30 protein-coding genes are annotated in these 26,954 nt (G+C 43.3%); 12 read left to right on the top strand and 18 right to left on the bottom strand.

Going from position 1 to position 26,954, the window contains the following annotated elements:
- Positions 1–28: 28 nt before the first annotated feature.
- From DFP75_RS07175 to DFP75_RS07195, 5 genes are all read right to left on the bottom strand, one after another.
- Positions 29–343, bottom strand: a complete 315-nt coding sequence (locus DFP75_RS07175; protein WP_110573723.1) for an SCP2 sterol-binding domain-containing protein — start codon at positions 341–343, stop codon at positions 29–31.
- An 80-nt stretch (positions 344–423) separates the two neighbouring features.
- Positions 424–2,229, bottom strand: coding sequence for an acyl-CoA dehydrogenase C-terminal domain-containing protein (locus DFP75_RS07180; RefSeq protein WP_110573725.1), 1,806 nt, complete (start codon positions 2,227–2,229; stop codon positions 424–426).
- 210 nt (positions 2,230–2,439) lie between these two features.
- The gene (locus DFP75_RS07185; RefSeq protein WP_110573727.1) at positions 2,440–3,477 is read right to left on the bottom strand and encodes a CobW family GTP-binding protein; all 1,038 of its coding nucleotides are present in this window, start codon (positions 3,475–3,477) and stop codon (positions 2,440–2,442) included.
- Positions 3,478–3,511: 34 nt separating this feature from the next.
- A complete protein-coding gene (locus DFP75_RS07190) occupies positions 3,512–4,264 on the bottom strand; it encodes a DUF481 domain-containing protein (protein ID WP_110573729.1) in 753 nt (250 codons plus the stop codon).
- 228 nt (positions 4,265–4,492) lie between these two features.
- Positions 4,493–5,023 carry an RNA methyltransferase gene (locus DFP75_RS07195; protein ID WP_110573731.1) on the bottom strand — a complete coding sequence of 177 codons (531 nt, stop codon included), beginning with the start codon at positions 5,021–5,023 and terminating at the stop codon, positions 4,493–4,495.
- Positions 5,024–5,154: 131 nt separating this feature from the next.
- On the opposite strand from DFP75_RS07195, the gene DFP75_RS07200 reads away from it, so the two are divergent.
- The 3 genes from DFP75_RS07200 (at position 5,155) to DFP75_RS07210 (ending at position 8,406) form a co-directional block, all read left to right on the top strand.
- Positions 5,155–6,015: a TraB/GumN family protein gene (locus tag DFP75_RS07200; protein WP_110573733.1), complete on the top strand. Its 861-nt coding sequence runs from the start codon at positions 5,155–5,157 to the stop codon at positions 6,013–6,015.
- A gap of 211 nt (positions 6,016–6,226) precedes the next feature.
- Positions 6,227–7,519 carry an NCS2 family permease gene (locus DFP75_RS07205; protein ID WP_110573735.1) on the top strand — a complete coding sequence of 431 codons (1,293 nt, stop codon included), beginning with the start codon at positions 6,227–6,229 and terminating at the stop codon, positions 7,517–7,519.
- 131 nt (positions 7,520–7,650) lie between these two features.
- A complete protein-coding gene (locus tag DFP75_RS07210) occupies positions 7,651–8,406 on the top strand; it encodes a class I SAM-dependent DNA methyltransferase (RefSeq protein WP_110573737.1) in 756 nt (251 codons plus the stop codon).
- A gap of 12 nt (positions 8,407–8,418) precedes the next feature.
- On the opposite strand, the gene DFP75_RS07215 is transcribed toward DFP75_RS07210, so the two are convergent.
- From DFP75_RS07215 to DFP75_RS07225, 3 genes are all read right to left on the bottom strand, one after another.
- Positions 8,419–8,634, bottom strand: coding sequence for a hypothetical protein (locus tag DFP75_RS07215; RefSeq protein WP_110573739.1), 216 nt, complete (start codon positions 8,632–8,634; stop codon positions 8,419–8,421).
- A 133-nt stretch (positions 8,635–8,767) separates the two neighbouring features.
- Positions 8,768–10,150, bottom strand: a complete 1,383-nt coding sequence (cpxA, locus tag DFP75_RS07220; protein WP_110573741.1) for an envelope stress sensor histidine kinase CpxA — start codon at positions 10,148–10,150, stop codon at positions 8,768–8,770.
- Positions 10,150–10,836 (bottom strand): response regulator, encoded by a 687-nt coding sequence (locus DFP75_RS07225; RefSeq protein WP_110573743.1) that lies wholly within the window; start codon positions 10,834–10,836, stop codon positions 10,150–10,152. Before DFP75_RS07225 ends, cpxA begins: the two co-directional genes overlap by 1 nt.
- A gap of 197 nt (positions 10,837–11,033) precedes the next feature.
- Between DFP75_RS07225 and DFP75_RS07230 the strand changes: the two genes are divergently transcribed.
- Positions 11,034–11,540 carry a CpxP family protein gene (locus DFP75_RS07230; RefSeq protein ID WP_110573745.1) on the top strand — a complete coding sequence of 169 codons (507 nt, stop codon included), beginning with the start codon at positions 11,034–11,036 and terminating at the stop codon, positions 11,538–11,540.
- A 60-nt stretch (positions 11,541–11,600) separates the two neighbouring features.
- Here DFP75_RS07230 and DFP75_RS07235 read toward each other — a convergent pair whose 3' ends face one another.
- Positions 11,601–11,879 carry a hypothetical protein gene (locus DFP75_RS07235; protein ID WP_110574451.1) on the bottom strand — a complete coding sequence of 93 codons (279 nt, stop codon included), beginning with the start codon at positions 11,877–11,879 and terminating at the stop codon, positions 11,601–11,603.
- A 221-nt stretch (positions 11,880–12,100) separates the two neighbouring features.
- Here DFP75_RS07235 and DFP75_RS07240 point away from each other — a divergent pair, with 221 nt between their 5' ends.
- Positions 12,101–12,622: a hypothetical protein gene (locus DFP75_RS07240; RefSeq protein ID WP_110573747.1), complete on the top strand. Its 522-nt coding sequence runs from the start codon at positions 12,101–12,103 to the stop codon at positions 12,620–12,622.
- Positions 12,623–12,704: 82 nt separating this feature from the next.
- Here the strand turns inward: DFP75_RS07240 and DFP75_RS07245 are convergent, their stop codons facing one another.
- The 3 genes from DFP75_RS07245 to DFP75_RS07255 form a co-directional block, all read right to left on the bottom strand.
- Positions 12,705–13,703, bottom strand: coding sequence for a branched-chain amino acid aminotransferase (locus tag DFP75_RS07245; RefSeq protein ID WP_110573749.1), 999 nt, complete (start codon positions 13,701–13,703; stop codon positions 12,705–12,707).
- A 199-nt stretch (positions 13,704–13,902) separates the two neighbouring features.
- Positions 13,903–14,784, bottom strand: a complete 882-nt coding sequence (locus DFP75_RS07250) for a sensor domain-containing diguanylate cyclase (RefSeq protein ID WP_110573752.1) — start codon at positions 14,782–14,784, stop codon at positions 13,903–13,905.
- Between the two features lie 145 nt (positions 14,785–14,929).
- Positions 14,930–15,205 (bottom strand): DUF1294 domain-containing protein, encoded by a 276-nt coding sequence (locus tag DFP75_RS07255; protein WP_110573754.1) that lies wholly within the window; start codon positions 15,203–15,205, stop codon positions 14,930–14,932.
- Positions 15,206–15,366: 161 nt separating this feature from the next.
- Between DFP75_RS07255 and DFP75_RS07260 the strand changes: the two genes are divergently transcribed.
- Positions 15,367–16,092, top strand: coding sequence for a tellurite resistance TerB family protein (locus DFP75_RS07260; RefSeq protein WP_110573756.1), 726 nt, complete (start codon positions 15,367–15,369; stop codon positions 16,090–16,092).
- Positions 16,093–16,168: 76 nt separating this feature from the next.
- Here DFP75_RS07260 and DFP75_RS07265 read toward each other — a convergent pair whose 3' ends face one another.
- A complete protein-coding gene (locus DFP75_RS07265) occupies positions 16,169–16,615 on the bottom strand; it encodes a DUF1499 domain-containing protein (protein WP_110573758.1) in 447 nt (148 codons plus the stop codon).
- Positions 16,616–16,642: 27 nt separating this feature from the next.
- Complete coding sequence (locus DFP75_RS07270) at positions 16,643–16,987, bottom strand: winged helix-turn-helix transcriptional regulator (protein ID WP_110573760.1); 345 nt, start codon at positions 16,985–16,987, stop codon at positions 16,643–16,645.
- A 110-nt stretch (positions 16,988–17,097) separates the two neighbouring features.
- On the opposite strand from DFP75_RS07270, the gene DFP75_RS07275 reads away from it, so the two are divergent.
- From DFP75_RS07275 to DFP75_RS07290, 4 genes are all read left to right on the top strand, one after another.
- Positions 17,098–17,865 (top strand): SDR family NAD(P)-dependent oxidoreductase, encoded by a 768-nt coding sequence (locus tag DFP75_RS07275; protein WP_110573762.1) that lies wholly within the window; start codon positions 17,098–17,100, stop codon positions 17,863–17,865.
- Between the two features lie 90 nt (positions 17,866–17,955).
- Complete coding sequence (locus tag DFP75_RS07280; RefSeq protein WP_110573764.1) at positions 17,956–18,285, top strand: YdhR family protein; 330 nt, start codon at positions 17,956–17,958, stop codon at positions 18,283–18,285.
- A gap of 697 nt (positions 18,286–18,982) precedes the next feature.
- Positions 18,983–19,225, top strand: coding sequence for a type II toxin-antitoxin system Phd/YefM family antitoxin (locus DFP75_RS07285; protein WP_110573766.1), 243 nt, complete (start codon positions 18,983–18,985; stop codon positions 19,223–19,225).
- Between the two features lie 6 nt (positions 19,226–19,231).
- Positions 19,232–19,528, top strand: a complete 297-nt coding sequence (locus DFP75_RS07290; protein ID WP_110573768.1) for a type II toxin-antitoxin system RelE/ParE family toxin — start codon at positions 19,232–19,234, stop codon at positions 19,526–19,528.
- A gap of 118 nt (positions 19,529–19,646) precedes the next feature.
- Here the strand turns inward: DFP75_RS07290 and DFP75_RS07295 are convergent, their stop codons facing one another.
- The 4 genes from DFP75_RS07295 to apbC all read right to left on the bottom strand — a co-directional run bounded on the left by DFP75_RS07295 (position 19,647) and on the right by apbC (position 23,789).
- Positions 19,647–20,033: a hypothetical protein gene (locus DFP75_RS07295; RefSeq protein WP_110573770.1), complete on the bottom strand. Its 387-nt coding sequence runs from the start codon at positions 20,031–20,033 to the stop codon at positions 19,647–19,649.
- Between the two features lie 346 nt (positions 20,034–20,379).
- Entirely contained in the window at positions 20,380–21,144 is a 765-nt protein-coding gene (locus DFP75_RS07300; protein WP_110573772.1) for a hypothetical protein, read from the bottom strand.
- Between the two features lie 977 nt (positions 21,145–22,121).
- Entirely contained in the window at positions 22,122–22,709 is a 588-nt protein-coding gene (gene dcd, locus DFP75_RS07305; RefSeq protein ID WP_110573774.1) for a dCTP deaminase, read from the bottom strand.
- 9 nt (positions 22,710–22,718) lie between these two features.
- Positions 22,719–23,789 (bottom strand): iron-sulfur cluster carrier protein ApbC, encoded by a 1,071-nt coding sequence (apbC, locus tag DFP75_RS07310; RefSeq protein ID WP_110573776.1) that lies wholly within the window; start codon positions 23,787–23,789, stop codon positions 22,719–22,721.
- Positions 23,790–24,030: 241 nt separating this feature from the next.
- Between apbC and metG the strand changes: the two genes are divergently transcribed.
- Entirely contained in the window at positions 24,031–26,082 is a 2,052-nt protein-coding gene (gene metG, locus DFP75_RS07315) for a methionine--tRNA ligase (protein ID WP_110573778.1), read from the top strand.
- 282 nt (positions 26,083–26,364) lie between these two features.
- Positions 26,365–26,946, top strand: coding sequence for an electron transport complex subunit RsxA (gene rsxA, locus DFP75_RS07320; protein WP_110573780.1), 582 nt, complete (start codon positions 26,365–26,367; stop codon positions 26,944–26,946).
- Positions 26,947–26,954 lie beyond the last annotated feature (8 nt).

Genomic DNA, 26,954 nt, shown 5'->3' on the forward strand with positions numbered 1-26,954 from the left:
TTTAAAGCGGTCGCTAAACTTAATCGCCCTATTGCGGGAAGATTTGAGTCAGCTTAGTCGCCAGCATAATGTCACCATCAGCTCGGATTTTACCCTGCATAAACGCTGCCATGCCATCTAATTCCCCACTCATAACGTCTTTGAGAGTGGCTAGATCCATACTCAATGTTACCGTCGGATCGTCATGCTCACCTTCTCCCATCGAGCATTTACCGTCCTCGATACTTAAGTGATAGCTGTCAGCATCATCTAAGTCAAATTGAAACACCGCTTCCATATCATCGGCTTCATCCGCATCGAAACGCTCTAGCATAGCCTCAAAAACTGCTTTTGCTTCACTCATAATATCAACCTCTTCAATCTTTCAAAAACTTTCTTATCCATGCACTTAAAAAATGCATGGATGGTTATTTATTACGCTAATTAGGCATTCAGGAATAAGAAGTTATCTTCTTCCATTGCCAACAAATTATCAGCACCTGACAACATCGCTTCTGCATGGGCGCGAGTACGTGGCAACAAGCGATCGTAGTAGAAAGTCGCTGTTTGCAGTTTGGCCGTATAAAAACCAACTTCGTCTGTACCTTCGTCCAATTTATTTTGTGCGGTAACCGCCATACGTGCCCAGAAATAAGCCAATACAACATAGCCTGAGAACATTAGGTAATCGACGGATGCTGCACCTACTTCATCTTTGTTACGCATGGCTTTCATGCCGATCTTCATCGTTACATCGCCCCATTCGCCGTTTAATTTATCGAGCGCTGTGATGTACGATTTAACGCGTTTATCGCCTTTGTGTTCTTTACAGAATTTGTGAATGATTTTGGTAAAGCGACGCAGTGTTGCACCTTGAGTCATTAATACTTTACGACCTAAAAGGTCCAATGCTTGAATCCCTGTTGTTCCCTCATACAACATAGAAATACGACAATCACGGACGTTCTGCTCCATGCCCCACTCGGCAATAAAGCCATGACCACCAAACACCTGAAGACCATGGTTTGCCGCTTCAAAACCGGTTTCTGTTAAAAACGCTTTGGCAATAGGAGTCAGCAACGACATAAGCTCGTCGGCTTCAGCTTTTTCATCCGCTGTGCCTCTTTTCATAGTATCTACAAGCATAGAACAATAATGAATCAGAGCACGACCACCTTCCGCAAAAGCTTTTTGGGTCAGTAGCATACGGCGTACGTCAGGGTGAACAATAATAGGGTCCGCTGCTTTTTCTGGTGCTTTTGGCCCAGATAAAGCACGCATTTGCAGACGGTCTTTAGCGTAAGCAACAGAATTTTGTAACGCCCACTCTGCATGCGCCAAACCTTGTAACGCTGTACCAAGACGAGCGGCGTTCATGAAAGTGAACATGCAATTTAAGCCACGGTTAGGCTCGCCAATTAGAAAGCCTTTCGCACCATCAAAATTCATGACGCAAGTCGCGTTACCATGAATACCCATTTTGTGTTCAATAGAACCACAAGACACTTGGTTGCGATCTGCCACTTCTCCAGCGTCGTCAACATTGTGTTTTGGCACAATGAACAGGGAAATACCTTTCGTGCCAGCAGGGGCGTCAGGCAAGCGAGCCAATACGATATGGACAATATTGTCAGCCATATCGTGTTCACCTGCGGAGATAAAGATTTTAGTACCTGTAATGGCGTAGCTACCGTCATCTTGTGGCTCTGCTTTGGTTTTCAACATACCAAGATCAGTACCACAATGAGGTTCAGTCAGACACATGGTGCCTGTCCACTCACCAGAAACAAGTTTTGTTAAGTAGGTTTGTTTTTGCTCATCCGTACCATGTAGCTCGATGGTATTCATCGCGCCATGGCTTAATCCTGGGTACATGCCCCACGACCAGTTTGATGTGGCGATCATTTCTGTCACCATCATACCAAGAGAATCTGGTAAACCTTGTCCACCGACTTCTTCAGGATGAGACAACGAAGGCCAGCCACCTTCAACATACTGCTGATAGGCTTCTTTAAAACCTTCAGGTGTTGTTACAACACCATCTTTAAACTGACAACCTTGTTGATCACCAACACGGTTTAGAGGAGAAAGCACTCGCTCGGCAAATTTAGCACCCTCTTCAAGAATCGCTGCCACCATATCCGGCGTCGCTTCTTCGGCACCTGGCAATTTTGCGTAGTGTCCATGAAAGTCGAGAACTTCTTCTGTGACGAATTTAATATCGCGTAACGGAGCTTTATATTCAGGCATGGCCTATGACCTCTTATTGTTTTTATCCATCTGTCCCAATTGGAACCTCTTATGTTAGAAAGGTTCCTCTATAAGAGACATTCTCTCAATAACAAAAGGTGCCAAAGTTAATGACAAAATAAACCAAGACCGCATTTATTTGTTTCAAACTGAGTTTTTTGTGAATAAAGGCAATCAATAAGGCGAACCTAAAAAAACAGCATCATGCCGCTAAATTAACGCCTCACAGCATAGTTTTACCTGATCAGGCCATTTTTCATCAATACTACCGATTACTTCCATCTTACTAACTTCCCGCCACGGGGCGACAGTCGAGACAACTTCGCCACGCGCAACATTGACAAAAACAGCCTCATACAAATTGAGGGCAAACACACCTTTCACTCGGTAAACACCCTCTTGCAATGCAATTAGACGAATCATCGACAACAGCGTTTCACTGTCAGTGTATTCACCAAGGGCCCAGTGCCAACCCAAAACCTGCATAGAATCTTGTTGTTTTTGATAGTAATGGCGTCCGCTAAAATTCAGCGCTTTTTTTGTTTCTTTGTCTAAATCGGAACTCGGCAAATGACTCTGGCTTAAATCTCTACCGCGTATATAAGAGTGATTGGTAAAACGGGGGGAAGTCACAGCGTCCTTCAAACCAACATCTAACTTTTCAGCCTCTAATTCCATTGGATCAGATTGAAAAACCACAGGGAGCGATGATGACACAAACAAATGACTTAAATATTGATCTACAGCATCAAAATCCTGCGACTGATAACGGTCCACATGACTTAATACAACGCCATGTGCAGACTCGATTTGATCTTTAAAAATAGCGTGTTTGGTATAACGTTCATCATGAAGAGTGCGAGCATCTAGGACGCAAAATACGCCACTAAGCAACAACACATCACGATAAATATCACCGCGCAATTGTTGAATGATTTGCTTAGGATGACCAAGGCCGGAAGGCTCGATAAAAATGCGATCAGGGTTATGTTGGCGAATTAATTGGTTCAACCCCTGCTGAAACGCAGCCGACGTTGTGCAACACACACAACCACCAGCCACCTCTGTAATGGCAACGCCTAAGTCCGAGTAAAATGCCCCATCTAAGCCAATGTCACCGAACTCGTTTACCAGTACAGCCCATCGCTCATTAATTGGTGACTGCTCTAGCAAATGATGAATTAACGTCGTTTTACCTGCGCCTAAAAACCCCGTTACCAATGTAACTTTTATTCCTTGATAACGCATGTGCTGACAATCTCAATTGTTTGTAGGAATGACACTAGAAAGAATAAGAGAAAATAACACTTGCGATGCCATCAGTCTTCTTTTTATCTTCTAATGCGATGCTATTATGGGTAAGGCTATAAACGGCTTTCATTTGCAGGTTATCCCTAAGTTTTACATTAAAAGAGGTTTCAGATTTAGACGTAGAGTTTTTATCACTCTCTAGAGCGGTATCGGTACTTATGCCCTGTTGAAACGTCACATTAGGGTTAATTTCATATTCATATTGAAGCTCAATATGAATAATCGCATTTTTTTCCTCTTCCCCTGCATCTGTTTGACTAAACGAGTAACCTGGCCCAGCGCTGTAATCTAAAAAAGAAGACTCATCCTCATATATTCGGCCGGAATAACCAACTGACAAAGTGTTTTGATACTCGTAGCCACTAAACCTATCATCAGTGTAAGAACCATAAACAAACACCGAACTATTCTCCTTGGCTAGTTTATAGTCACTCTGGGCAGACAAAAACGTTTTATGGGCCGTTGTTTGGGTCTCTTCATCGTCATTATTTTTTCCGCGTTTATATAAAACGTCTGCTTGGTATTTTGCTTTCCACTCTCTAAAATCTTGTTTTATTGTTGCTTTAGTCTTCAAAGCAGTACTTTGCATATTGCCAGTCGTGGAGATAAGCCCTAATTCAAGCTCTAGGCTTAAGGGCTCTAGCGGTACAGATGACTTCTCAGCGTAACTTAATGTCGCGAAGCAAGCCCCAAAGGCAAGTACCACAATTCTCAAAGGCTTCATCTGGATGCATTCCCTCTATCTCATCAAACAAATTTCATTCTGGCGACAAAGAAACCGTACGGAAGGTCTTAATTGTTAAAATAGACTTTTACCTTCTTTCCAAATAACGCCATTAGATTGAAATGATATTTTTGCATTGATAGCAGACCATCACAGTCAACTTACTGTTAACTATATGAAAAATATTGGATAAGAAAACGACCAAACAAACATGCTGACACAACGCATTCAAATGCTATTGCGAACCTTTACATTGTTATTCACGTCTTTGCTTTGACGGATAAGCTCATCTCCTGCATCTGCACGGTCAGATTTCGCCAAGCGATCATAGAGTAATACATTGACTGAAGCGGCAAGATTCATACAGCCAATAGTGGGAACAAAGACCACATAGTCAGCGCGGTCGACGACTTTCTGATCAATAGTCCCATCTTCTGGCCCAAAGATGTACAACGCTTTTTCAGGGTGTATGAAGTGTGGCAAGGGCGTTGCGCCTTGAATTAAATCAACGCACACAATCTTGGTTCCTTCCTCTACCGCCTCTATCATGGTTGTCACACCAAGTGATTCAATATTTATTAACGGAATAGAAGACGACGCTTTTTTGGTGTCGGTAGACATTTTCGAAGCACGATCATAACGTTGGCCCGAGTACAAAACTTGGTTGACCTGATAACAACCAGCGGCTCTCATAACAGAACCAACATTGGAAATACTTTTAGGATTGGTTAGCCCTATAGACACGAACTCTTTTTTCATCGAAGATTTACTACACTAGTATTGACAGAGATTCGGCATAATAACACTTTTCGCCACCACAACGGCCTGAATAAATAACCTAACTTCACCACACAATGACGGCCATTCACTTACCTTAGTCAGGGAAAAGCATGAAACTTCTCAAGAAATTTGGCCTTACTTTACTCGCTGCTGCCAGCTTCCAAACTCAAGCAGCTTCCGTTTGGAAAGTGACTTCTGGTGCCAACACACTTTATATTGGCGGCACTATTCACCTGCTCACACCTCAGGACTACCCGCTCCCTAAAGAATACGAACAAGCTTACCAAGCAGCCAATAAGATAGTATTTGAAACCAATATGGACACCATAAGCCAACCGGGATTTAAACAAAAAATGCAGGAAGCGCTGTCCTATTCGGATGGCACGACCATCGACGAAATTCTATCCGCTGACACATTTAGCTCGCTTAAAGCCTATCTAGATAGCCGACAAATCCCTATCACAGCAGTACAAAACCTCAAACCAAGCGCGCTGGCTATTTCACTTAGCCTAATCGAACTCAAGTACCTCGGATTTACCAGTGAGGGGGTTGATCAGTTTTATGCACAAAAAGCTCAGAAAGACCAAAAAGCCCAAGGTTGGCTAGAAGAACCAGAGACACAAATAGACGTACTGAAAGACCTACAAGAACAAGACAACAACGCGGTAATTAACTACGCACTTGACGATATCAAAGACATGCAAAAAACCATGACAGATCTACGTGAAAGCTGGCGAAAAGGCGATGTAGAAACCATGGCAAAAATAGAACTAGAAGACTTTCAAACAGACTACCCAGACATTTATCACTCATTATTAGTGAAGCGAAACAACCTATGGATACCACAAATTGAAAACATGCTAAACGACGATAACGTCGAATTTATTATGGTGGGCGCCATGCATCTGGCCGGTCCAGACAGCCTACTGAAAAAACTCAAAGCCAGTGGTTACCAAGTCACACGGTTATAGTTTTAACAAACTAAGCAACGCTCAGTACACCTAAAGAACACCCAAAAGCCAAGGAATGGCCATTTTTTCGCTTATATTCAGTATAAAAGTGATTATTTGTTGCGATTTAGCTCCCAAATTTGACCTATTTTTTTTATACTTGCGCCCGAAATAAGAGACTGACCAAATGATCAGTTAATACACTTCCCTCGGTGAATATTAAGGTCCCCTCATGCTCGAACGTTATTTTCAACTAAAAGCGCACAACACCACGGTACGCAATGAAGTTGTTGGTGGTATCACAACCTTCCTAACAATGGCCTACATTATTTTCGTTAACCCTTCTATTCTTGCCCAAGCTGGCATGGACCAAGGCGCAGTATTTGTTGCGACCTGTCTTGCTGCCGCTGTTGGTTGCTTGATTATGGGGTTATACGCAAACTACCCAATCGCCCTAGCTCCAGGAATGGGACTCAATGCTTTTTTCACCTACGGTGTAGTATTAGGCATGGGCTACACTTGGGAACAAGCTCTAGGCGCAGTTTTCCTATCCGGTATTCTTTTCATCTTTATCAGTATTTTTCGAATTCGCGAATGGGTTATTAACGCCATTCCGTCTTCGCTTAAACTTGGCATCGCTGCGGGTATCGGTCTTTTCCTAGCCATGATTGCATTGCAAAACTCAGGCATCATTGTGAAAAACCCTGCAACTATAGTGTCAATGGGTGATCTTTCTTCTCCCTCTGCTATCTATGGTCTACTAGGCTTTTTTGTTATTTGTGCTTTAGCGTACTTAAACGTGACTGGTGCAGTAATGATCGGCATCCTTTTTGTGACTGTCTTATCTATGCTATTTGGTCAAAATGAATTTGGTGGCTTAATCTCTACACCACCTTCCATTGCACCAACATTCCTAGCAATGGACATCGAAGGTGCTTTCCAAATAAGCATGTTAAGTGTCATTTTCGCTTTCTTCTTCGTCGATTTATTTGACACATCAGGCACTCTAATCGGTGTTGGCCAACGTGGTGGCCTACTAGACAAAGACGGCAAACTGCCTCGTTTGAAAAAAGCGTTATTGGCTGACTCTGGCGCAACAGTTGCAGGTGCAGCATTGGGCACGTCTTCTACAACAAGTTACATTGAAAGCGCATCTGGCGTTGCTGCTGGCGGCCGTACTGGCTTAACCGCTGTGGTTGTGGCTTTATTGTTTATCCTTAGCTTATTCTTCGCACCACTAGCTGGTTCTATTCCTGCTTACGCTACTGCAGGCGCTCTGATGTACGTAGCAGTACTAATGACAAGCAGTCTAGCTAAAGTTGACTGGGATGACATTACAGAAGCGGCGCCAGTGTTAATCGCGGCCTTCACAATGCCACTAACCTACTCAATCGCAGATGGTATCGCGTTATCTTTTATTAGTTACGCCGTTATCAAACTGCTATCAGGCCAAGGCAAACAAGTTGGTGTTGCGGTTTATCTACTAGCGGCTTTGTTTATCGCTAAATTCTTTATCTTCGTCTAAACAAGACAAAGAAAGACCTATAAAAAAGCAGGAACAGAGGGCAACCTTGTTCCTGTTTTTTTTCGGCTTCGCAAAATTCACAAACTACTATATGATGCGCCATCATTTTCCCCTCTCCAAGTGAACAAAACATGTCAGACAATGCGCTCTACACGGACTTATCCGGCTACTACGATTTAATGTGTGCCGATATTAACTATCAAGCACAAAGTAATAGCGCTCATAGGTTTCACCAAATTTTCGGCAATGGTGGTAAGCGCCATCTAGACTTGGCTTGTGGAACCGGACCACATATCCAGCATTTTCAGTATGAAGGCTATGAATGCAGTGGCTTAGACATTAATCAGCCAATGTTAGATTTGGCTTTGCAGCGTTGCCCAGATGGACTCTTTACTCTAGGGAATATGTGCGATTACACGACAGCAGAACCCTATGATCTCATTACCTGTTTTCTTTATTCTATTCATTACAGTGGTAATTTGAACAACCTAAAAAGCTGTATAGAGAGCACTCATAAAGCGCTTAAAACTGGCGGGATATTTTGCTTCAACTCCGTAGACAAGAACCACATAGATAATACGCTATCGGCGAAACACAGCGTCGACTATGAAAACAGTATTTTTTCGTTTGGGTCTTCTTGGTTTTATCGAGGCGAAGGCGAACAACAAACTCTCAAGCTTAGCATTGATAAAACAACACTCGATCAAACCCAGCACTGGACAGATGAGCACCCAATGGTAGCGTTAAGTTTCACAGAGCTGCAAAACCTTTTAGCACCGTATTTTGATGTTCATGTGTTTGAACACGAGCACGACAAAATCGTGGCTTGGGAACAGCTTTCTGGCAACGCTATTTTTGTGTGTATCAAAAAAGAAAACGCGAATTGACTCGAGGTATCATTAATTCATCGAGCGATATTTCAAAATCAAACTAATAATTTCATGATCGCTAACGGTAGAAGACAAGGACTCATTGATAGAGCGTCTTTGTGGTAAACGGATATTGAATTTACTTTTTAGTAATCCAACTACTTGCGAATCAGAATTAGGGTCAAAGGATTGACTGGCAAAAATACTAATGCGCTGTAAAAGGAACTCTTTTGCTGTATTTATCATGTATTACCTATAATTTTTGGGAAAGCTACAAAGCAGCGCACAGTAAAAAACCATAAACACCAGCCGAGCTTGCTTCTAATATGAGCCGGATTACTCACTTTGTCCACTAATGCTTTCCCTTAATTTGAAATTCTTACTTCACATGCAAGGGCAATCTTATCTCAACCAACAATCCACCCAATGCGCTACGGGCTGCGTGAACGCTTCCCTGATGCTGACGAATAGCGTTTTCAGTAATTGCCAAGCCCAAGCCTGTACCACCACTGTGCCTGTCTCGCGCGGTTGAAACACGATAAAAAGGCCGAAAAATGGAGTCCAGCTCATCATCAGGAACACCTTCACCATCGTCTTCCACTTGAATAAGCAAGGCATCTGCCTTAGCGTCTAAAGAAACTCGAATCTGATGTTCCCCATAATGGATCGCATTCCGAATAACATTTTCTAAGGCACTCATTAATAATTCAGGGTGACAAACAATAAAACACTCAGGAATAGTAGAAACGCTCAGCACTTTTCCCATTTGCTCAGCTTCAAACTGGCTGTCTTCTAATAATTCACCACAAAGGCTAGAAAGCGGTTGAGCTTGACGATTCAAATGACTGTCCACTTGCATACTGGATAGCTCCAATAGCTTACCTATCATCTGCTCTAATCGCTGAGCTTCGGTATCAATGCGGGTCAAATCAGAACTTTCACCTAACTTTCTTCTTGCTAATGCTTGCGCCATTCTCAACCGAGTTAAAGGCGACCTAAGTTCATGGGAAATATCAGACAATAAGCGTTGTTGGCGGGAGATCATCATATTGACCGCCTCAACCATTTGGTTAAAGCTTGCCCCCGCCTGACGAAATTCAGACGTACCTTTTTCAAGCTCTGGATCGATTTCAAATACCCCCTGCGCCACTCGTTGCGCGGCCTTCTCCAACCGACGCGCAGGCTGACTTAACGCCCATGCCAACCAAAGCAACAAAGGCGTACTGACCAACATTACAGCCAATAGCAAGCGCAATGGATGATCAAATAATTGAATCAAAAAATGTGGTGGCTCACTCCAACGGGTGCCAACATACAAAAAGTAATCCCCCTTCGCCAGACGAACAGGAAGCGGTCCCGAAATCATAGTTCGCCCATACAGCCTTTGTTGAGGGTTCTGGGGGTTATCAATCGTCGTGACAAAGTTGCGCAGCGCCTTATAACTAAAGTCTGGACGACGATCTGTGGTGATCACATTACCATCAAGATCGGTAATAAAAAGCCGTAATCTATTATCACCGCCTCGATGAGACCAAGCTTCCAAATGATGCAGCACAGACTCTATACTTTGCTCAGTGGCAAAAACACGCTCAGCTCTGTCTCGAACTTCCAGCATCCGCTCATAATATGGGGGTGGAATATCACGAGGTTTGCGTGGGTCAAAGTGTGGCAAAGCCAAGACTGCCAAAATAACCAAACACATGGTGAACCAGAAAATAGCAAAGATGCGGCCATATAAACTGGTGATTTTGGGAAGCCTCACTATTCGCCCTCCACCAGCAAATAACCACGTCCACGCAAAGTTTTAATACGCGGCTTTGCATTAGGCCAATCAGGTAATTTTTTGCGCAGATTGGATACGTGCATATCAATCGCACGATCAAACGCCGCCAGCCTTTTACCAAGCACGTCTAAACTTAGCTCTTCTTTCGTTAACACCTTACCTGGATGCAGTATGAAGTAATGCAGCAACGCAAACTCCGTACTGGTCAAATCCAACAATTCACCGTTACAAAAAGCCTCTAAGCGTCCGGGATACAATTTAACATCCCGATACACGACTGCCTCATTTTGCGTCTGGCCTTTACTGGTTTGGGTGCGTCTGAGAATCGCTCTAATTCTTGCCAACAGTTCACGCTCACTAAAAGGCTTAGGTAAGTAATCATCTGCCCCCAACTCTAGGCCTATGACGCGATCGATTTCTTCTCCTTTGGCGGTCAGCATCAGCACAGGCACATCCCATTTTTCACGTAACTGCTTAAGCGTCTCAAAACCATTCAGTTTAGGCATCATCACATCAAGCAACACCAAATCGACGCTATCCTCCATGGTAGCCAAGCCCTCAATACCATCATAAGCGGTCGATACGACGCAGTTTTCAAAGGACAACACTTCCTTAAGCAAATCGCTCAACTCAACATCGTCATCAATAATCAAAATATGAGGCATGAAAAATCCCTAAAACAAGACGGACACAATAAATCAACAAACCCATTTTACGTCGAAAAACACACCGCAGCGTGGCATTTACGATACTTTACTTTGAGCAGACGTCAGTTTACCTAGCAACCTCTATTCTACTTCCATGCCTGCAAAGCGCAGTATTTATTTACTCTAGCCATTACTTAGTATGGAAGGAAAGTCCCATGAAAATAGCCAAAAAACTTATTATAGCGTCTGTTGTACTACCTCTAATCGTAAGCACGAGTGCCTTTGCCTTTGGCGGAAAAGGCCACAAGGGACCTCATGACGAATGCCGCCCAGGGTTTGGCTTTGATCGCAGCATAATGAAAGACTTAGATTTAACCGATGCACAAAAAGATCAATTCAAAGCATTGCGCCAAGCCAACAAAGCTGAAATGAAAAAACATGTCAGAGAAGACAAACCAAAAGCAGAAATGAGAGCCGAACGCACCCAGAAAATGAATGAATTATTGCTAGCGGAAACCTTTGATCCAGCAAAAGCAACCTCCCTTGCCCAAGCACTTTCTGATAAACAAGTAGTACGTCAAGTTGACATGCTCAGCAAGCAACACAAAATGCTAAGCATCCTAACGCCTGAACAAAAAGACAAATTCGTTGAATTACAAAAAGACCGTCAGGAGAAATGCGCAAACGACATGCCTCGCCATAAAGGCAAAGATCAAAAATAACCTGTCATACTGTCATAGACATAAATAAAACGGCCAACGGCCGTTTTATTTAGCAGACTCTTAATTTCGCTTCCAAATTCTTGCTACAGCTCTGTCACTGCCGAGTAAACCAACAATTTCACAGACCAAGCCGGTAAGCGAAAATAATAAAATAGGAATAACTCCCGCCGCTTCCTCCGTTACGATAGTCACAGCCAAAGAAGCAGACGCAATCACAAAACACAGTGCCCCTAATACAATCAATATTATGCGGTGAGATTTTTTGTATTCATATTCGCCAACACCCGACTCAAACATAGCCAATAATGGCGCACAAAGTTGTCTCATTGCTTTTTTCATAATGCCTTCTTCATTCATTAGAGGAGTTTGTATCCACTGATCAAAAATTTTCTGATATAGAATGCCTTTTATATCATCACCTTGGGTGAGAGATTAGGGCAACAACTCAAAACTTTACAATATTTGATTAAAGTTTGCCCGAATAGAACCGATTACGTGGAGGTAGGAATCAAGTTAGCACATGATAAAGATTCACACCTTTGGAATTTTCGGAGAAAAATATGAAAAATATTATTGCAACAGGAGTTGCAGCGGCTGCAATTTCCTTGTCTATGAACGCGAACGCTTCTCCACTGACGTTTATTGATTACACAATGGGCAACATTGATTATGATAGTGGTGCAGATGACGGTGACTATTCCGCATTTACTGTCTCTATCGATACACTCGTTATTCCACTTATTTCAATAGAATCTATCGATTTTAACGATGCTGATATCTTAAAATTCGGTATAGGCGCTTCTGCAGGTATTGGCCGAGCTAGCCAAATATATGGACTGGTTCACTACAATGACTATGATGATGAAGATTCTGACTTTAGCTTCAGAGTTGGCTTGAATAGCTCGCTTACCGATCGTGTTGAAGCAAGATTGTCATACACAATGTACTCAGACCAAGACACGTTAGACAACACTAAATTGTCCTTAGGTTATTACTTCACACAAAATTTCTCTTTGGCAGGCAACTATCAGATAGCAGACGATTACAACATTATGTCTGCAACAGCACGATTGAGCTTCTAAAGCCATATCACCGACTGCCGATCATAAAAAAGGCTGAAGTTAATCACTTCAGCCTTTTTTCTAACTAACATTTTCTAACCGCTTAGCAAACTTTCGTTAACCAGTTATGCTTGTCTTCTGCTTTACCCCATTGAATATCATTCAATGCTTGACGAAGCTTCTGAGCAATAGGACCTGGTTCACCAGTACCAACTTGATACTCTTTATCGTTATGGATAAACGTACCAACCGAGGTTAATACCGCTGCTGTACCAGACAGAACCGCTTCCACTCCTGGCTTAGCAGCACGCTCTAACAATTCAGCGACTGTCAAATCACGCTCAGTCACAGTCATTCCCAGATCCGCAGCAAGTGTCAAAATAGAAGAACGCGTGACGCCATGTAGGAAAGAAGAATCCAAACCTTTTGTGATGATTTCATTACCATCGATCAACAAGAAGTTAGCGGCACCAGTTTCTTGTACGTCGCCATTTGGGCAGAACAAAATCTGGTCTGCTTGCACTTCTTCTTTCGCTTTAGAGATAGGGCCCAACGCACTTGCGTAGTTACCACCACTCTTGATCATGCCCATGTGAGGAGCACAACGCATACCCGTTTCATCCAACAAAAGACGAAGCGCTTTCGCACCGCCAGTAAAGTAATCCCCTACTGGAGACAATAATACATACAGCATAGAAGTTGCTGTTGGTGCAGCCGCTTTACCCACTGCCGCTTCTGTTCCAATATGAGTAGGACGAATGTACATAGACCCTGGTGGCTCAGGAACGTCGCTGCCGAATTCAGCAACCACATCCAAAATCATTTTAGCGACTTGTTCTTCGTTGATAGTAGGCAAAGACAAAAGACGGCTACTTTGCGCTAAGCGCTTAATGTTTTGATCCATACGGAACACATGCACACTACCATCTTCATGGCGAAACGCTTTTAATCCTTCAAAACACGTACTTGAGTAATGTAAGACGTGAGCACCTGGATGCAATTGAATGCTATCGGATGCCACAATACTCTCTTCATTCCATTTACCATTTTCGAATGTTGCCAATGCCATCTTAGGCATGAACACGCTACCAAAAGCCGCCATTATTGTTTCCTATGTCGTTAAATGATTAAGATACCGATCTGCACAGCGGTACCATCAAGGCCAAGAATTTATTTTTTTAACCAATCTGCAAATAGTAAAACGGAAATCAGCCCGAAGAAAGTAAATCGTCAAACTCAAATCTGTCGAAAGGTATATTTCCAGTATATTTGCTAAATTAAAGAAGAGATAGAGGCAGATATCATTCAGAGGCAGCTAATATGATGCGATTACCGCCCGCATTTTTAGCCTTATACATAGCTTGATCCGCGTATTGCACTAAGTCCAACGGTTGTTTACCGTTTTCTGGGAAACGAGCTATTCCAATACTCGCCGACACGTTTACCACCACGCCATCAATATCAAACTCGTTAGCCAGTTCAGCACGAACTTTCTCTGCAACAGACAACATCGCATCATCGCTGTGAGCCTTGTTGAGAATAATCAAAAACTCGTCACCACCCAAACGTCCCACAGTATCAGATTGACGTACACAATCGCCTAACCTTTTAGCAATTTGCTGTAACAGTAAATCCCCAACAGCGTGCCCGCAGGCATCGTTTACCTCTTTAAAACCATCAACATCGATAAACAATACAGACAAACCAACCCGTTCTCGTTCAGCCAGAGACAAAGACGACTGCAAACGGTCTAACAGCAAGGTTCGATTAGGCAGACCAGTTAGATCATCATGACCAGCCGCGTATAACAACTGCGCTTCCATCTTCTTACGCTCTGTAATATCGTGAGCAACCGCAATACGAACTTGATGCTCTTCAGACCACCTAGCGGACCACAGCACATTAACCACGTCACCGTTTTTACGTACCCAACGATTTTCAAAGCGCGGTTGTATTTCACCAGAAATAATCGTATCGACGGTATCCAACGTTTTTACCTTATCTGCTGGATAAACCATACGCACCATAGGTGTTCCAATCACTTCCTCTGGCGAATAGCCAAACATAGCTTCAAACGCCGCACTGACAAAGACAAAATAACCATTGCGATCAACAATACAAACCGCGTCCAGCATCAGCTCCATTACATCAGCAAGGTCAATATTGAGTTCTTTGTTATTCATAAAGCCGCACACCTGAAAACATAGCCATGTCATTGTGAGAATATAAAAGGCGAGCAACACAACCCCGTCATCTAAATGCTGATTATCAATGGAGTTTACATAAAAAATCTACGGCAATTACATAATGTAACGAGATTAGCCCAAATCAAAACAACGAAAAATAATAGAAGCCATAACCAGTCACAGCGATATTCACTAAACACGTCAGCCAAAACATCGCTAAAAATCGCGGTTTCTTTGTCTTATGCCGAAACATTTTTTGTCCCATCAGAGCACCAAACCAACCACCTAAAAAAGACAACCAATGCAAAGTCGACTCAGGCACTCGGCGCTTGCCACGCTTAGCGGCCGACTTATCCATACTATAGAAACCAAAAGTAATCAGACTTAGAAAGCCATAAAAAACAAACACATAAATCATTTCAACTCGCTTAGGCTATCAAACCAAAAATCAGATATTTACGCCCTTTTAATAACGTAATTAAAAAGTAAAAGAAAGGAAACAAAGCAGTCCGAGATGAACTCTTCCAAGCTTCTCCAGTCTGAAGAAATAACCGATAAGTAAATTGGAGATTATAAATTATGAATATCAACTCACTGCTAAGCAGCGTTATGGGTTCTACAAGTTCTGGAGTAGACAAAGCCGTCAGTAAAGCCAAATCAGGCTCAATGCCCGGTGGGTTAATGGGGGGCGCGGCCGCTGGCGGATTAGCCGCCATGTTATTGACCAACAAAAAAGCCCGTAAAATGGGCGGTAAAGCCATCAAATATGGCGGCATGGCCGCCGTAGGTGGAATGGCTTACAAAGCGTGGCGTAATCACAAAGAAAGCCAAACCACGACACAAATTACCAACATTGAACCGAATCAGAGCTTCGGCTCATCCACCACACCCGCGGTTCCAGCCGGCAGCATTTTTGACCTTGCAGAAGAAAAACCAACTCAGCAAGTTGAAAACATGCGCCTAATCTTAATTCGAGCCATGATCAGCGCCGCCAAAGCTGACGGCCACATAGACACCAGCGAACAAACTCGGATCGAACAACAAATTCGTGATCTTGGCATCAATGCAGAAGAGCAAAGATTCCTTATAGAGCAACTGCGCGCTGACAGCGACCCAATCACCATTGCACGCCTATCAGAAAGTGAAGAGCAAGCCACAGAAATCTACCTTGTCTCCATGCTCGCCATCGATATCGACACAACAGAAGAACGCCATTACCTAGATCGTCTAGGAGACGCACTGCACTTGCCAACGGACCTACGCCAAAGCATCGAGCACGAAGTGAAGAATGCACAAACGCTTTAACGATATAGACCTATTTGCCAACAAAAAGGCGCTCTATAAACAATATAGAGCGCCGACAAATTAATCACTTATCACACTATCGATTGATTTTACGGCGAATGGCTTCCATACGTTTTCGATTCACCCCAAAGTCAGAATGACCAACTCGTGACGCCGAGCGAATATCGATCGTCACTTCGCCATTTCGCTCTTGCGAGAACAAAAACTCCACATCGTCCACAAAACGAAACACCAAAGACGTAAATTCAGCATGAATATAATCTGCGTCATTCACCACCACCTTAGCGCGTTTAGAAGACTCCAGCACGGCCAACACCTTGTCATGAGCGTCGACACTGGAACCTTTCACAACGATAGGTTCAATAAAATGCTTATCATTGGTTTGAGCCTGACTGCTCACACAATTGGGCGAGTTAGGACAATCCGCCAACTTCCCATTAGTAACCCCTAAATTCGGCATAATACTCGAACACCCCTGCAATAAAAGAAACACCAGTAAATAGAAAAGCTTTCTAGTGAACATATTCAATCCTAATGCCGAACAACGCTACTACGCAATGTCACATTCAATCTCGTTCTGTAACTTTTCCAGCTCATCAAGAATTCGAAGAAATTTTGTGCCAAAGCGAGTCACACGATATTCCACTCTAGGTGGTACTTCATTAAAGTCAACGCGTTCCAAAATACCAAATTTTGTATTTTTTCTCAGACACTCATTAAGCACCTTCGTCGTTAACCCCTCAACACTTCGGACCATGGCCCCAGGTCGATTAATGTCATTTGCCAACAGCTGGTAGATGGTTAATGACCATTTACAACCATAAATAGTCTCAACCATACGCGCACTTTTTTCAGGTGCAGACTTCTTTGGAAATATTTTTTCCTGTTCTTTCATAAAGATATACCAATAAGTACCTACCGCACCAAATTGTGCCTAATTTTCAATAGTCTACGGGGATTGTAATCTACTTCCACACTTTAATATTTACCTGTAGAGATAATCAAATGAAAAACATAAATAGTTCTTACGCTTTAATTCTAGGCGGCTCTAGCGGAATGGGATTTGCGACAGCAAAGCAACTACTCAAACGTGGCATTCCAACCATCATTGTGGGCAGCTCCACGACAAAACTTGCGACCGCTAAACAGGAACTTGCCGAATTGGGACATATTGAAACGCTGCAAGCAAACTTATACGAAACCGATGACGTTCAACGCATACTGGATTTTGTCGCTAATCATGACAGCCATATAGAGTATTTCGTAAATGCAGCGGGTAAATTCAAACCAACGGCATTTTTAGAACACGATCATAAGGATTACGATGCGTATCAGGAACTGAACCGTGCGGCATTCTTTATATCTCAAGCCGTCGCCAAAAACATGGCATCTAATGGCGGCGGTTCAATTGTACATATTGGCTCAATGTGGGCAAAACAAGCCATCAAAGCCACACCATCGTCGGCTTACTCAATGGCTAAAGCTGGCCTGCATGCACTCACACAACATATGGCAATGGAATTAGCTGACCAGAACATTCGCGTCAATGCGGTTTCTCCTGCAGTGGTAAAAACCCCTATTTACGAATCCTTCATTGACCCAAGTGCAATCGATGAAACACTCGCTACATTTGATGGCTTCCATCCAATTGGAAGAATTGGCACAGCCGAAGATGTCGCCAAGACAATTAACTTTCTACTAAGCAGTGATTCAAGCTGGGTAACTGGCGCTATTTGGGATGTGGATGGTGGCGTAATCGCAGGCCGAAACTAACCCCTTAATCAAAAATCCCCATTCACAATCCTACCAATAGGGTCGTGAATGGGGACTTATCCCCTAAATATTTAAACTAAGGAGTCTACAATGACCCAACCAAACCGAGTTTTTCTTTATGCTGAACTTCAAGTGTCAGCACCATTTACTGAAGAAGTATGGCAGGAAGCTAACCCAGCGATGCAAACAGTCACCGGGCTTAGAAATAAAACCTGGTTAAGCGGCATCAACAACCACTCCGTTGGCGGCTTCTACGAGTTTGATTCAGTACAAAACGCCCGCGCCTACGCAGAGGGCATGTTGTCCGATATAGCCAAATCAATCAACGCCAGCCTCAGCATTAAATTATTTGATGGTGACGTCGTGGCCGAAGCAAGTAAAGGCATGAGCTCTCCCTACTTCAACGCCCAACAGCCATAAGGGTTTTCCTTTAACCCCCTAACCTTCTCCTTTTTATTTCCAAGGGGAAGGCGGAGGATGGGGTTGTTCTTTGGGCCTTCAAGTATATTTGTTACTTCTCAATGACTTTGAGCTGCAAGTTTATTCCGCCCTGCTGGGCGGGTAACTTTTGCCCTCTGTTTAATTCAGAAAAGTACAAAAGTAACCAAAAGGTCTCTTTATCGGGCTATCGCCCAAACGTCTCATTCACTTTGCTTAACATCCTGATTAGCAACACGACTTTTATCGTAAGGCATAGATTGATCTTGCTGCTGGAGAGAGCCTTTCCGTTAATGACTCGGAAACTCCATAGAGTCGCGCAATCGACTATCTAATAGAAAACGCGTCGAGCTGACTTCTTCGTAGCTATTCGTGTAAAACCAAAACGTAGGGCATCATTAGCGCAGCGTAATGTGCCGCTGAAAGCGAAGCTTTCATTCTCGTCACTTTGGCCCTAAGCGGTCTTTATGTTCCATTCAAACGCTTTGGATTCACGACATTTATTCCGTCCTGCTGAGTGGGTAACTTTTGCCAATCGATGCAAAAACGCCAAGCGTTGAGAATCCATCTTAAATGCTTTGCTAGTTTACTTTTCACACAAATCGCACGATTTAATTAGATTGATCATTTCATGCGACTAACTATAATATTACTTTAGTTCCAAATTTGGAGATTGAATATGCACACATTAACAGCAAATGATGCTAAGCGTAATTTTGGTGAACTTCTGCTAAGCGCCCAACGTGAGCCAGTTAAAATTAGCAAAAACAGCAAAGATGCCGTAGTGGTAATGTCTATCAGAGACTATGAAGAACTAGAAGCAATGAAAACGGACTACCTTAAACATTGTTTCGAGTCAGCTAAACAAGACTTGGCGCAAAGCAATGTGGTTGATGGCGAAGACTTCCTAAGCGCCTTGTAACCCATTATGCAAAAGACAAAATACAAACTGAGTAAATTGGCTCAAACTCATTTACAAAAAATTAAAAGCTATACCGCCCAAAATTTTTCTGAAACACAGTGGCAAAACTATAAACACACATTACTAACTGGGTTTCAAATGCTAGCCGACAATCCAGACGTAGGCCGTAGTTGCGATGATATTTTTCCAAACAGTTTTTACTTTCCTGTTGGAAAACACACGGCTTACTTTACAAAAGAAGACGGTTTTATTTTGGTAGTAGCTGTACTCGCTCAATCACAACGCCCACAAAACCACTTGTAGTTAAATCATTAAGCCCTGCTGAGCGAGGGCTGAGTCCCTTCCCCTTTTGTCTTCCAAGGAGAAGGCGGAGGATAGGGTTGTTCTTTGATCGAGCTTTCGCCCAAAAGTCTCATTTATATTATTTACAAATAATGTTTACTGGAACTCCACGTGCTGTGGCAGTGTAAACACCAACACCTAAAGACCCATTAACAAGCTGTCCTTGATTTCCAGAAAAGCCACCGTAAACATTAAACTGATAACCCAAAATTGCATTAAAACCATTTCCAATTGCTCTTTTGAGCATATCAGATTTAAGCGGCCTTTCATCGATCTCATTTAGATATGAATGCCGTCCATCATTATATTGGTTATAAGTGCCAGCTTGACTCATTGAATACATTGAATCAGTTTTTATAACTTTACACCCATCCACTGGATACAAGTCAGTGGTAAAAAAACCCAAAAAATCTGATGCTGATGCTGATGCTGAAAATAACATCAAAATAGCTAAGAAACGCTCCATTATACCACCTTGCACTTTAATCCATTTTTAAGGGGCAATAAAATAGCCGACTAAAACTAGGTATGCAATTACCAAAAGAGAATTTTTTATAGATGAAAATCAGAAGTAACCAAAAGGTCTCTTCTAGGGCTTTCGCCCAAACGTCTCATTCACATTGTTTAACATCACGTCTAGCAACACGACTTTTATCGTAAGGCATAGATTGGTTATGCTGCAGGAGAGAATCTTTCCGTTAATGACCCTGAAACTCCATAGAGTCGCGCAACTTCGTCGCGTCGAAGGGGTAACGCCCCTGTTCAACGGTGAGGGCTTCTTCCGAATCCGTTGCAACGCTTTGTTAAGTTGCTTATATGTAAAAATCAGCATTAGCCAACTCGACATTCGAACCCGACAGATCAACTATTTCACCACAGACCCACATTGGGTGCCCTTCATGAAGAAATTTTAACTTTGCGATATCCTTTTCTTTGCTAACCTCGATATATGTACCGAATAGTGGTCGTTCTGTATCTAGGCGAATTCTGTAACAGTCCTCTTTTTCAGTAATTCCTTTATATGCACATTTCCACTGTACTTTTAGACCAAAATAGCTTTTCTCTCGGTGCTCCTTATCAAAAGGTTTAGCGCTTGAGATATCTGCATCAATTTCCGTATAAGAAGGAGAAATATTGTATTCATCGACATCAAAAGGTGGTGGCGTGTCATATTCGTCAATACGCGCAAGAAAAGGATACATTTGATGCATAAAGTCTTTACTTGGACCGGAGGAAGAGTCTTCTTTTCTCGCAGAAAGCTCCACTGTATTACTGTCAATTTCTTTTACTGTAAGAAAAACCTTAGACTCTAACTCAGTAAGCCGGCTCTCGAAGTCTTCAACATTAAGATTCTGTTTTCCACTTTCCGGCTTCAAACTAAATATTGAGTAGAAAAGCGCAACGATACAAGCAGCAACCTCTAATATAAGTCCTTTTACAAGCCACTCTCTTTCAGCCTCAGTTGGAGTACCGAAGCCAAGAAATACAACACCTAGAGTGCCTAGAACAGCTAAAGCAAAGAGAACAATGAATACCCAAAACAGTATCCATTTCATTAGTTGAGTTGATTTATCCACATTTCCTCTATTGAACTTAACATTTTGTTAATGCGCATGCGCATTTACACAGATTGGAAACCTTCTTAATATTACTATAAGTCACTGACTCTAAAACCATAAATAGAGATATCAACAAAAGTTAAAACAGGAAAAACGAGCATGCGTGTTATTCCTTTTATCTAGAGCGAGTTATTTCTACACTGTAGATTCTTATTCATTGATATTAGAGGACTTTCTTACTTACCTCCAGCACAAAACGCGCACAACCAGTTTATTTAAAATGGTTAAACGAGCAAAAATGCCTTCATCTCAAAAATAGACTGTATATCCACCCATAAATTGTGTTTTAAATTTCATCCAAAAATAAAGCCGGTATCACGTCAAATAGTATCTACCTAACCTATAAAAAATGATTCCCGCCTTCGCGGGCACTTGTCCCCTTGTGGGAAATGGCTTGCACCGGGTACGATGAAATCGGCGGATCACGGTCGTACCTCCCTCATCCGCCCTACAAAAACCAGCATCACACATGAAGTCAGTTCGACGCGACGAAGTTGCGCGCCCCTATGGAGTTTCAGGGTCAGTTAAAAAACCCCTCCCCTCCACCAACAAAAACAATCTATGCCTTACGGTAAAAATCGTGTTGCTAGACGTGATGTTTAATAATGTGAATGAGACGTTTGGGCGATAGCCCGATAAAGCGAATTTTTGGTAAGTTTTGTGGATCTGGACAAAAGTTACCCGCTCAGCTTTTTCCTGAATTAAAAAGCGGAATAAACCTGCAGCTCGGAGCTATTGAGAAGTAACAAATATCCTTTAAAACCCAAAGAAATAACCCCATCCTAACCTTCCCCTTGAAGAAAGGGGAAGGAACTAGCCCGCTCAGCAGAGCGGAACCAAGCTTGCAAGCTAGGAATCGCTGAGAAGTAACTATTTGACCTTATAAAAACAAAAAAAGAGGCCGAGGCCTCTTTCTAGTCGATCTTAAAAAAGATCTAAGATTTATCACCGGAAATCCGGCTACCCACCGCGGAGGTCTGGTCTTTATACTTAGCGTTATCACGTTTGTTGTAAGGACGATCCGCAGAACCCGACATGGTTTCGAAGTTGATGGCACCGATGGTCATGCCCGGACTTAGGGCGATGGGTAGTTTGCCGCCGTTGAGGAATTCTAGAACGATGCCGCCGCTCCAACCTGGGTCGATGCGGTGTGCGGTGACGTGAACCATTAAGCCAAGGCGTGCCAAGGAAGAACGTCCATCCAGCCAACCAACTAGGTTGTCAGGTACAGTGACAGATTCTTTGGTGACGCCAAGTACGAGTTCGCCCGGATGGATGAAGAAAGGTTTGCCGTCTTCGACAAGAATTTCTTCACTCATGACAGATTCGATGACTTTGCTTAAATCAGCCTTTGAGCTGCTTAGGTCAAGGTAAGGCGCTGGGTGACCTTGGAAAACACGGAACGAGTTGCCCAATCGTAAATCAACAGAAACACCGCTGATGACGCTGTTGTCAGGGCGCGGTTCGATCACAATGGAACCTTCGTCTAGGGCTTTAATTATATCTCGGTCACACAAACGCATTACTTTTCCTCAATCGTCACTCATGCCAATAATAGGCATCGCTGTTTGTTCATTTTGCTGGGATGCAAGGGTAGCACCAAGCTTGCGAGCAATCGACTGATAAATGCCTGCAGTATCACTTTCGGGTGCATTTACCACGATTGGTCGGCCTGCATCGCTCTGTTCGCGGATCGCTAGGCTTAGTGGCAGTTTACCTAATACATTGACATCGTATTCTTTGGCTAGGCTCGCGCCGCCTTCGTCGCCAAAAATGGCTTCATGATGACCGCAATTAGAACAAATATGCGTGGACATGTTTTCAACCACGCCCAACACTGGAATTTTCACCTTGTTGAACATTTCTATGCCACGACGAGCATCAAGCAGTGCGATGTCTTGAGGCGTGGTAACAATAACAGAACCCGCCACGGGGACTTTTTGCGCCAGCGTCAGTTGAATGTCGCCTGTACCAGGTGGCATGTCGATAAATAGGTAATCAAGGTTATCCCAATCGGTTTGCGTTAGGATCTGCATCAAGGCACCAGTCACCATTGGGCCGCGCCATGCAACAGGCGTGTCTTTGGTGGTTAGAAATGCCATGGACATCACTTGCACACCAAATGCCGTTGGTGGAATAAAGAATTTCTCGTCACGAACTTGTGGGCGAGTGCCCTCTTCAAACCCTAGCAACATACCTTGGCTTGGGCCATAGATATCGGCATCCAAGATACCGACACGAGCGCCCTCTTTTGCCATAGCAAGAGCAAGGTTAACCGTGGTGGTGGACTTGCCCACGCCACCTTTGCCAGACGCTACGGCGATGATATTTTTCACGCCTTTCATGCCTGGAATGCTGCCTTGTGTGGCTTGGCTTTTAACTTGAAAGTCGATGTCTAACACCAAGTTACGAGAATCGCCCAAGAGTTCTTTGATCTTGGCTTCTAGTTGAGCTTGTTGTTTTTGCGCAGGATAGGCGAGCGTTAAAGTGACATGAACTCGGCTGTCGTCTGCAACAACATTCCAAACAGCACCATAAGGTTGGCCGCTGTTGTCGTCGATTAGGGTTTCTAAAGTCGCCTGTAGTTGGGCATCAGTTAGCATGGGGGCTCCTAGTTAGGCGTATTTTAAAGAGTGTTTATTTTATAACGTTGAGCCAAGTGTGGGGGCAAATTGCAGAAAAGCAAGACTTGGAACGCAGACTAGCGCTTGCACACGCGGGATTGGGACTTATAATGTCGCTTTTCTAAGACTATCTATCCTTTAGGCGCTTTATTCATTCGTCATCTGTGCCTATTTATTGATAGAATACCCGACCTTTTTTAATCCAGTAGGCTTATCAAAAATGGCACAAACGCAACGCAAAATTTTAGTCACCAGCGCCCTTCCTTATGCAAATGGTTCTATCCATTTAGGGCATATGCTGGAGCACATCCAAACCGATATCTGGGTGCGTTTTCAAAAAATGCGCGGCCATATTTGTACAGCAGTGTGTGCGGATGATGCACACGGCACGGCGATTATGATTAAAGCCGCGCAAAATGGCATTACATCAGAAGAGTTAATCGAGGGTGTTCGCCAAGAACACATGACGGACTTTAACGACTTCTTGATTGGTTATGATAACTATCATTCCACGCATTCTGAAGAAAACCGTGAGTTCTCAAACAGCATTTACAAAGCCCTTCGTGATAATGGCAAAATCGCTGTTCGCTCTATCGTACAAGCGTACGATCCAGAAAAAGAAATGTTCCTAGCTGACCGTTTCATCAAAGGAACGTGTCCTAAGTGTAAAGCAGAAGACCAATACGGCGACAACTGTGAAGTCTGTTCTGCGACTTACACGCCAATGGAAATGATCAATCCGCGCTCTGTCTACTCTGGCGCGACACCGATCGAAAAAGACTCTGAGCACTATTTCTTTAAATTGCCAGACTTCCAAGATTTCCTAGCAAAATGGACCCGCAGCGGCACCTTACAGGACCAAGTAGCTAACAAGCTATCTGAATGGTTAGATTCTGGTTTGAAAGAATGGGACATCAGCCGCGACGCACCTTATTTTGGTTTTGAAATCCCAGATGCACCGGGCAAATATTTCTATGTTTGGCTAGATGCACCAATCGGTTACATGGCGAGCTTTAAAAACCTGTGTGATCGCACTGAAGGTCTAGAGTTTGATGATTACTGGGCGAAAGATTCCGACGCCGAGCTTTATCATTTTATCGGTAAAGACATTATCAACTTCCACGCGTTGTTCTGGCCTGCCATGTTAGATTGTGCTGGCTACCGCACACCAACAGCGGTGAACGCACACGGTTATGTAACCGTTGACGGTGAGAAAATGTCTAAATCGCGCGGCACCTTTATTAAAGCGCGCACTTACTTGAAGCATTTGGATCCGCAATACTTGCGTTACTACTACGCTGCCAAGCTGAACTCTCGTGTTGACGATATCGATCTTAGCCTAAGTGATTTCTTGCAACGCGTGAACTCTGACGTGGTTGGTAAAGTCGTTAACATTGCTAGCCGTACAGCCAGCTTCATCAACAAGAAATTCGATGGCCAATTAGCCAGCGAAGTGAGCGAAGCGCAAATGATCCAATCTTTCGTTGATGCAGGCGATGTTATTGCTGAGCACTTTGAAAGCCGCGAGTACGGTAAAGCCATTCGTGAAATCATGCGTCTTGCTGACGTGGCGAACGAATACATTGCACTTCAAGCACCTTGGGTATTGGCAAAAGACGAAGCAACTTTACCGAAAGTTCAGGATGTTTGTACCGTTGCCTTGAACCTATTCAGCATATTGGCAACTTACCTGAAACCGGTTCTACCAAACATGGTTGCTGACGCAGAAGCTTTCCTTGATAAAGAGCTAACATGGGACAACCGCAGCGAATTGTTGTTTGGTCGAACTGTGAATAAGTTCAAACCGTTAATGGGTCGTATTGAGCAAACTCAAATAGATGCCATTATCGAAGAAGGCAAGCTAGAAGCCGCGGCGGAAGCAGCTGCAAAAGAAGCAGCGCAACCGACTCAAGTAGAAACGGAACTAAGCAAAGAACCTATTGAGGCGGAAATTAACTTTGATGATTTCGCTAAAGTAGATTTGCGCATTGCTTTGATCGTTAAAGCCGAGCACGTTGAAAAAGCCAATAAGCTGCTAAAACTGACGTTAGACATTGGTGGTGAAACACGCACTGTGTTCTCTGGCATTAAGTCTGCTTATAAGCCAGAAGACTTAGAAGGCAAGCACACGGTGATGGTGGCGAACCTTGCACCACGCAAGATGAAGTTTGGCATGTCCGAAGGCATGGTATTAGCGGCAGGTCCAGGTGGTGAAGAAATTTACCTACTAGAGCCTCACGCTGGCGCAAAACCTGGCCAACGAGTCATGTAAGCCACAAAACACCGGCTTAAACAGCCAAAACAAGCAATGCAAACCAATGCTCACCTTAGTAAATAAGAAAGATTCTTAATAAGGTGAGCATTGGCATTAATATAGAAACATAAATCGAAATTATATAAGCGTAACCTATTATCTATATACTTAATCGGACTAAAAATGCGAGATTTTTAGCTTTGTTAGTTATAAGCAGATTGGTATAGTTACGCTCACAGATGCTTTTTCTCTTAAGGTATCTAAAACCACATAATATTCACCGCATACTTTGGATTTGAGATGACTGAATATCTCCTGATACTGGTCAGTACTATTCTGGTTAACAACTTTGTACTGGTGCAGTTTTTGGGCCTGTGCCCTTTTATGGGCGTGTCCGGGAAACTAGAAACCTCGATTGGCATGGCAATGGCGACAACCTTTGTTTTAACCTTGTCGAGCCTATGCAGTTACCTGACTTATACCTACATACTTCAGCCATTTGGTCTTGAATACCTACAAACTATTTCTTTTATCTTGGTCATCGCTGTTGTTGTACAGTTCACTGAAATGGTGGTTCATAAAACCAGCCCTCTGCTTTATAGAGTATTGGGGATTTTCTTACCTCTTATCACCACAAACTGCGCGGTATTAGGGGTGGCATTACAAAACATCAGCAAACAGAATGGCTTTGTTGAATCGATTCTTTATGGTTTTGGTGCGGCCGTTGGTTTCTCTTTCGTACTGATTCTATTCTCTGCCATGCGTGAACGTATTAACGTGGCGGACGTGCCAACTGTCTTTAAAGGCTCTGCTATTGGCATGGTTACCGCTGGCTTGATGGCACTTGCTTTCATGGGCTTCACCGCCCTTGTACAGATTTAGGAGCTGGC

Origin of the sequence: Marinomonas alcarazii, assembly GCF_003208215.1 — a bacterium.
Classification (GTDB): domain Bacteria; phylum Pseudomonadota; class Gammaproteobacteria; order Pseudomonadales; family Marinomonadaceae; genus Marinomonas; species Marinomonas alcarazii.

Excerpts from the sequence above, each read along its gene's own strand:
- DFP75_RS07175 (WP_110573723.1), bottom strand. The coding sequence starts at position 343 with ATGAGTGAAGCAAAAGCAGTTTTTGAGGCTATGCTAGAGCGTTTCGAT.
- DFP75_RS07180 (WP_110573725.1), bottom strand. The coding sequence starts at position 2,229 with ATGCCTGAATATAAAGCTCCGTTACGCGATATTAAATTCGTCACAGAA.
- DFP75_RS07185 (WP_110573727.1), bottom strand. The coding sequence starts at position 3,477 with ATGCGTTATCAAGGAATAAAAGTTACATTGGTAACGGGGTTTTTAGGC.
- DFP75_RS07190 (WP_110573729.1), bottom strand. The coding sequence starts at position 4,264 with ATGAAGCCTTTGAGAATTGTGGTACTTGCCTTTGGGGCTTGCTTCGCG.
- DFP75_RS07195 (WP_110573731.1), bottom strand. The coding sequence starts at position 5,023 with ATGAAAAAAGAGTTCGTGTCTATAGGGCTAACCAATCCTAAAAGTATT.
- DFP75_RS07200 (WP_110573733.1), top strand. The coding sequence starts at position 5,155 with ATGAAACTTCTCAAGAAATTTGGCCTTACTTTACTCGCTGCTGCCAGC.
- DFP75_RS07205 (WP_110573735.1), top strand. The coding sequence starts at position 6,227 with ATGCTCGAACGTTATTTTCAACTAAAAGCGCACAACACCACGGTACGC.
- DFP75_RS07210 (WP_110573737.1), top strand. The coding sequence starts at position 7,651 with ATGTCAGACAATGCGCTCTACACGGACTTATCCGGCTACTACGATTTA.
- DFP75_RS07215 (WP_110573739.1), bottom strand. The coding sequence starts at position 8,634 with ATGATAAATACAGCAAAAGAGTTCCTTTTACAGCGCATTAGTATTTTT.
- DFP75_RS07225 (WP_110573743.1), bottom strand. The coding sequence starts at position 10,836 with ATGCCTCATATTTTGATTATTGATGACGATGTTGAGTTGAGCGATTTG.
- DFP75_RS07230 (WP_110573745.1), top strand. The coding sequence starts at position 11,034 with ATGAAAATAGCCAAAAAACTTATTATAGCGTCTGTTGTACTACCTCTA.
- DFP75_RS07235 (WP_110574451.1), bottom strand. The coding sequence starts at position 11,879 with ATGAAAAAAGCAATGAGACAACTTTGTGCGCCATTATTGGCTATGTTT.
- DFP75_RS07240 (WP_110573747.1), top strand. The coding sequence starts at position 12,101 with ATGAAAAATATTATTGCAACAGGAGTTGCAGCGGCTGCAATTTCCTTG.
- DFP75_RS07245 (WP_110573749.1), bottom strand. The coding sequence starts at position 13,703 with ATGGCGGCTTTTGGTAGCGTGTTCATGCCTAAGATGGCATTGGCAACA.
- DFP75_RS07250 (WP_110573752.1), bottom strand. The coding sequence starts at position 14,784 with ATGAATAACAAAGAACTCAATATTGACCTTGCTGATGTAATGGAGCTG.
- DFP75_RS07255 (WP_110573754.1), bottom strand. The coding sequence starts at position 15,205 with ATGATTTATGTGTTTGTTTTTTATGGCTTTCTAAGTCTGATTACTTTT.
- DFP75_RS07260 (WP_110573756.1), top strand. The coding sequence starts at position 15,367 with ATGAATATCAACTCACTGCTAAGCAGCGTTATGGGTTCTACAAGTTCT.
- DFP75_RS07265 (WP_110573758.1), bottom strand. The coding sequence starts at position 16,615 with ATGTTCACTAGAAAGCTTTTCTATTTACTGGTGTTTCTTTTATTGCAG.
- DFP75_RS07270 (WP_110573760.1), bottom strand. The coding sequence starts at position 16,987 with ATGAAAGAACAGGAAAAAATATTTCCAAAGAAGTCTGCACCTGAAAAA.
- DFP75_RS07275 (WP_110573762.1), top strand. The coding sequence starts at position 17,098 with ATGAAAAACATAAATAGTTCTTACGCTTTAATTCTAGGCGGCTCTAGC.
- DFP75_RS07280 (WP_110573764.1), top strand. The coding sequence starts at position 17,956 with ATGACCCAACCAAACCGAGTTTTTCTTTATGCTGAACTTCAAGTGTCA.
- DFP75_RS07285 (WP_110573766.1), top strand. The coding sequence starts at position 18,983 with ATGCACACATTAACAGCAAATGATGCTAAGCGTAATTTTGGTGAACTT.
- DFP75_RS07290 (WP_110573768.1), top strand. The coding sequence starts at position 19,232 with ATGCAAAAGACAAAATACAAACTGAGTAAATTGGCTCAAACTCATTTA.
- DFP75_RS07295 (WP_110573770.1), bottom strand. The coding sequence starts at position 20,033 with ATGGAGCGTTTCTTAGCTATTTTGATGTTATTTTCAGCATCAGCATCA.
- dcd (WP_110573774.1), bottom strand. The coding sequence starts at position 22,709 with ATGCGTTTGTGTGACCGAGATATAATTAAAGCCCTAGACGAAGGTTCC.
- apbC (WP_110573776.1), bottom strand. The coding sequence starts at position 23,789 with ATGCTAACTGATGCCCAACTACAGGCGACTTTAGAAACCCTAATCGAC.
- metG (WP_110573778.1), top strand. The coding sequence starts at position 24,031 with ATGGCACAAACGCAACGCAAAATTTTAGTCACCAGCGCCCTTCCTTAT.
- rsxA (WP_110573780.1), top strand. The coding sequence starts at position 26,365 with ATGACTGAATATCTCCTGATACTGGTCAGTACTATTCTGGTTAACAAC.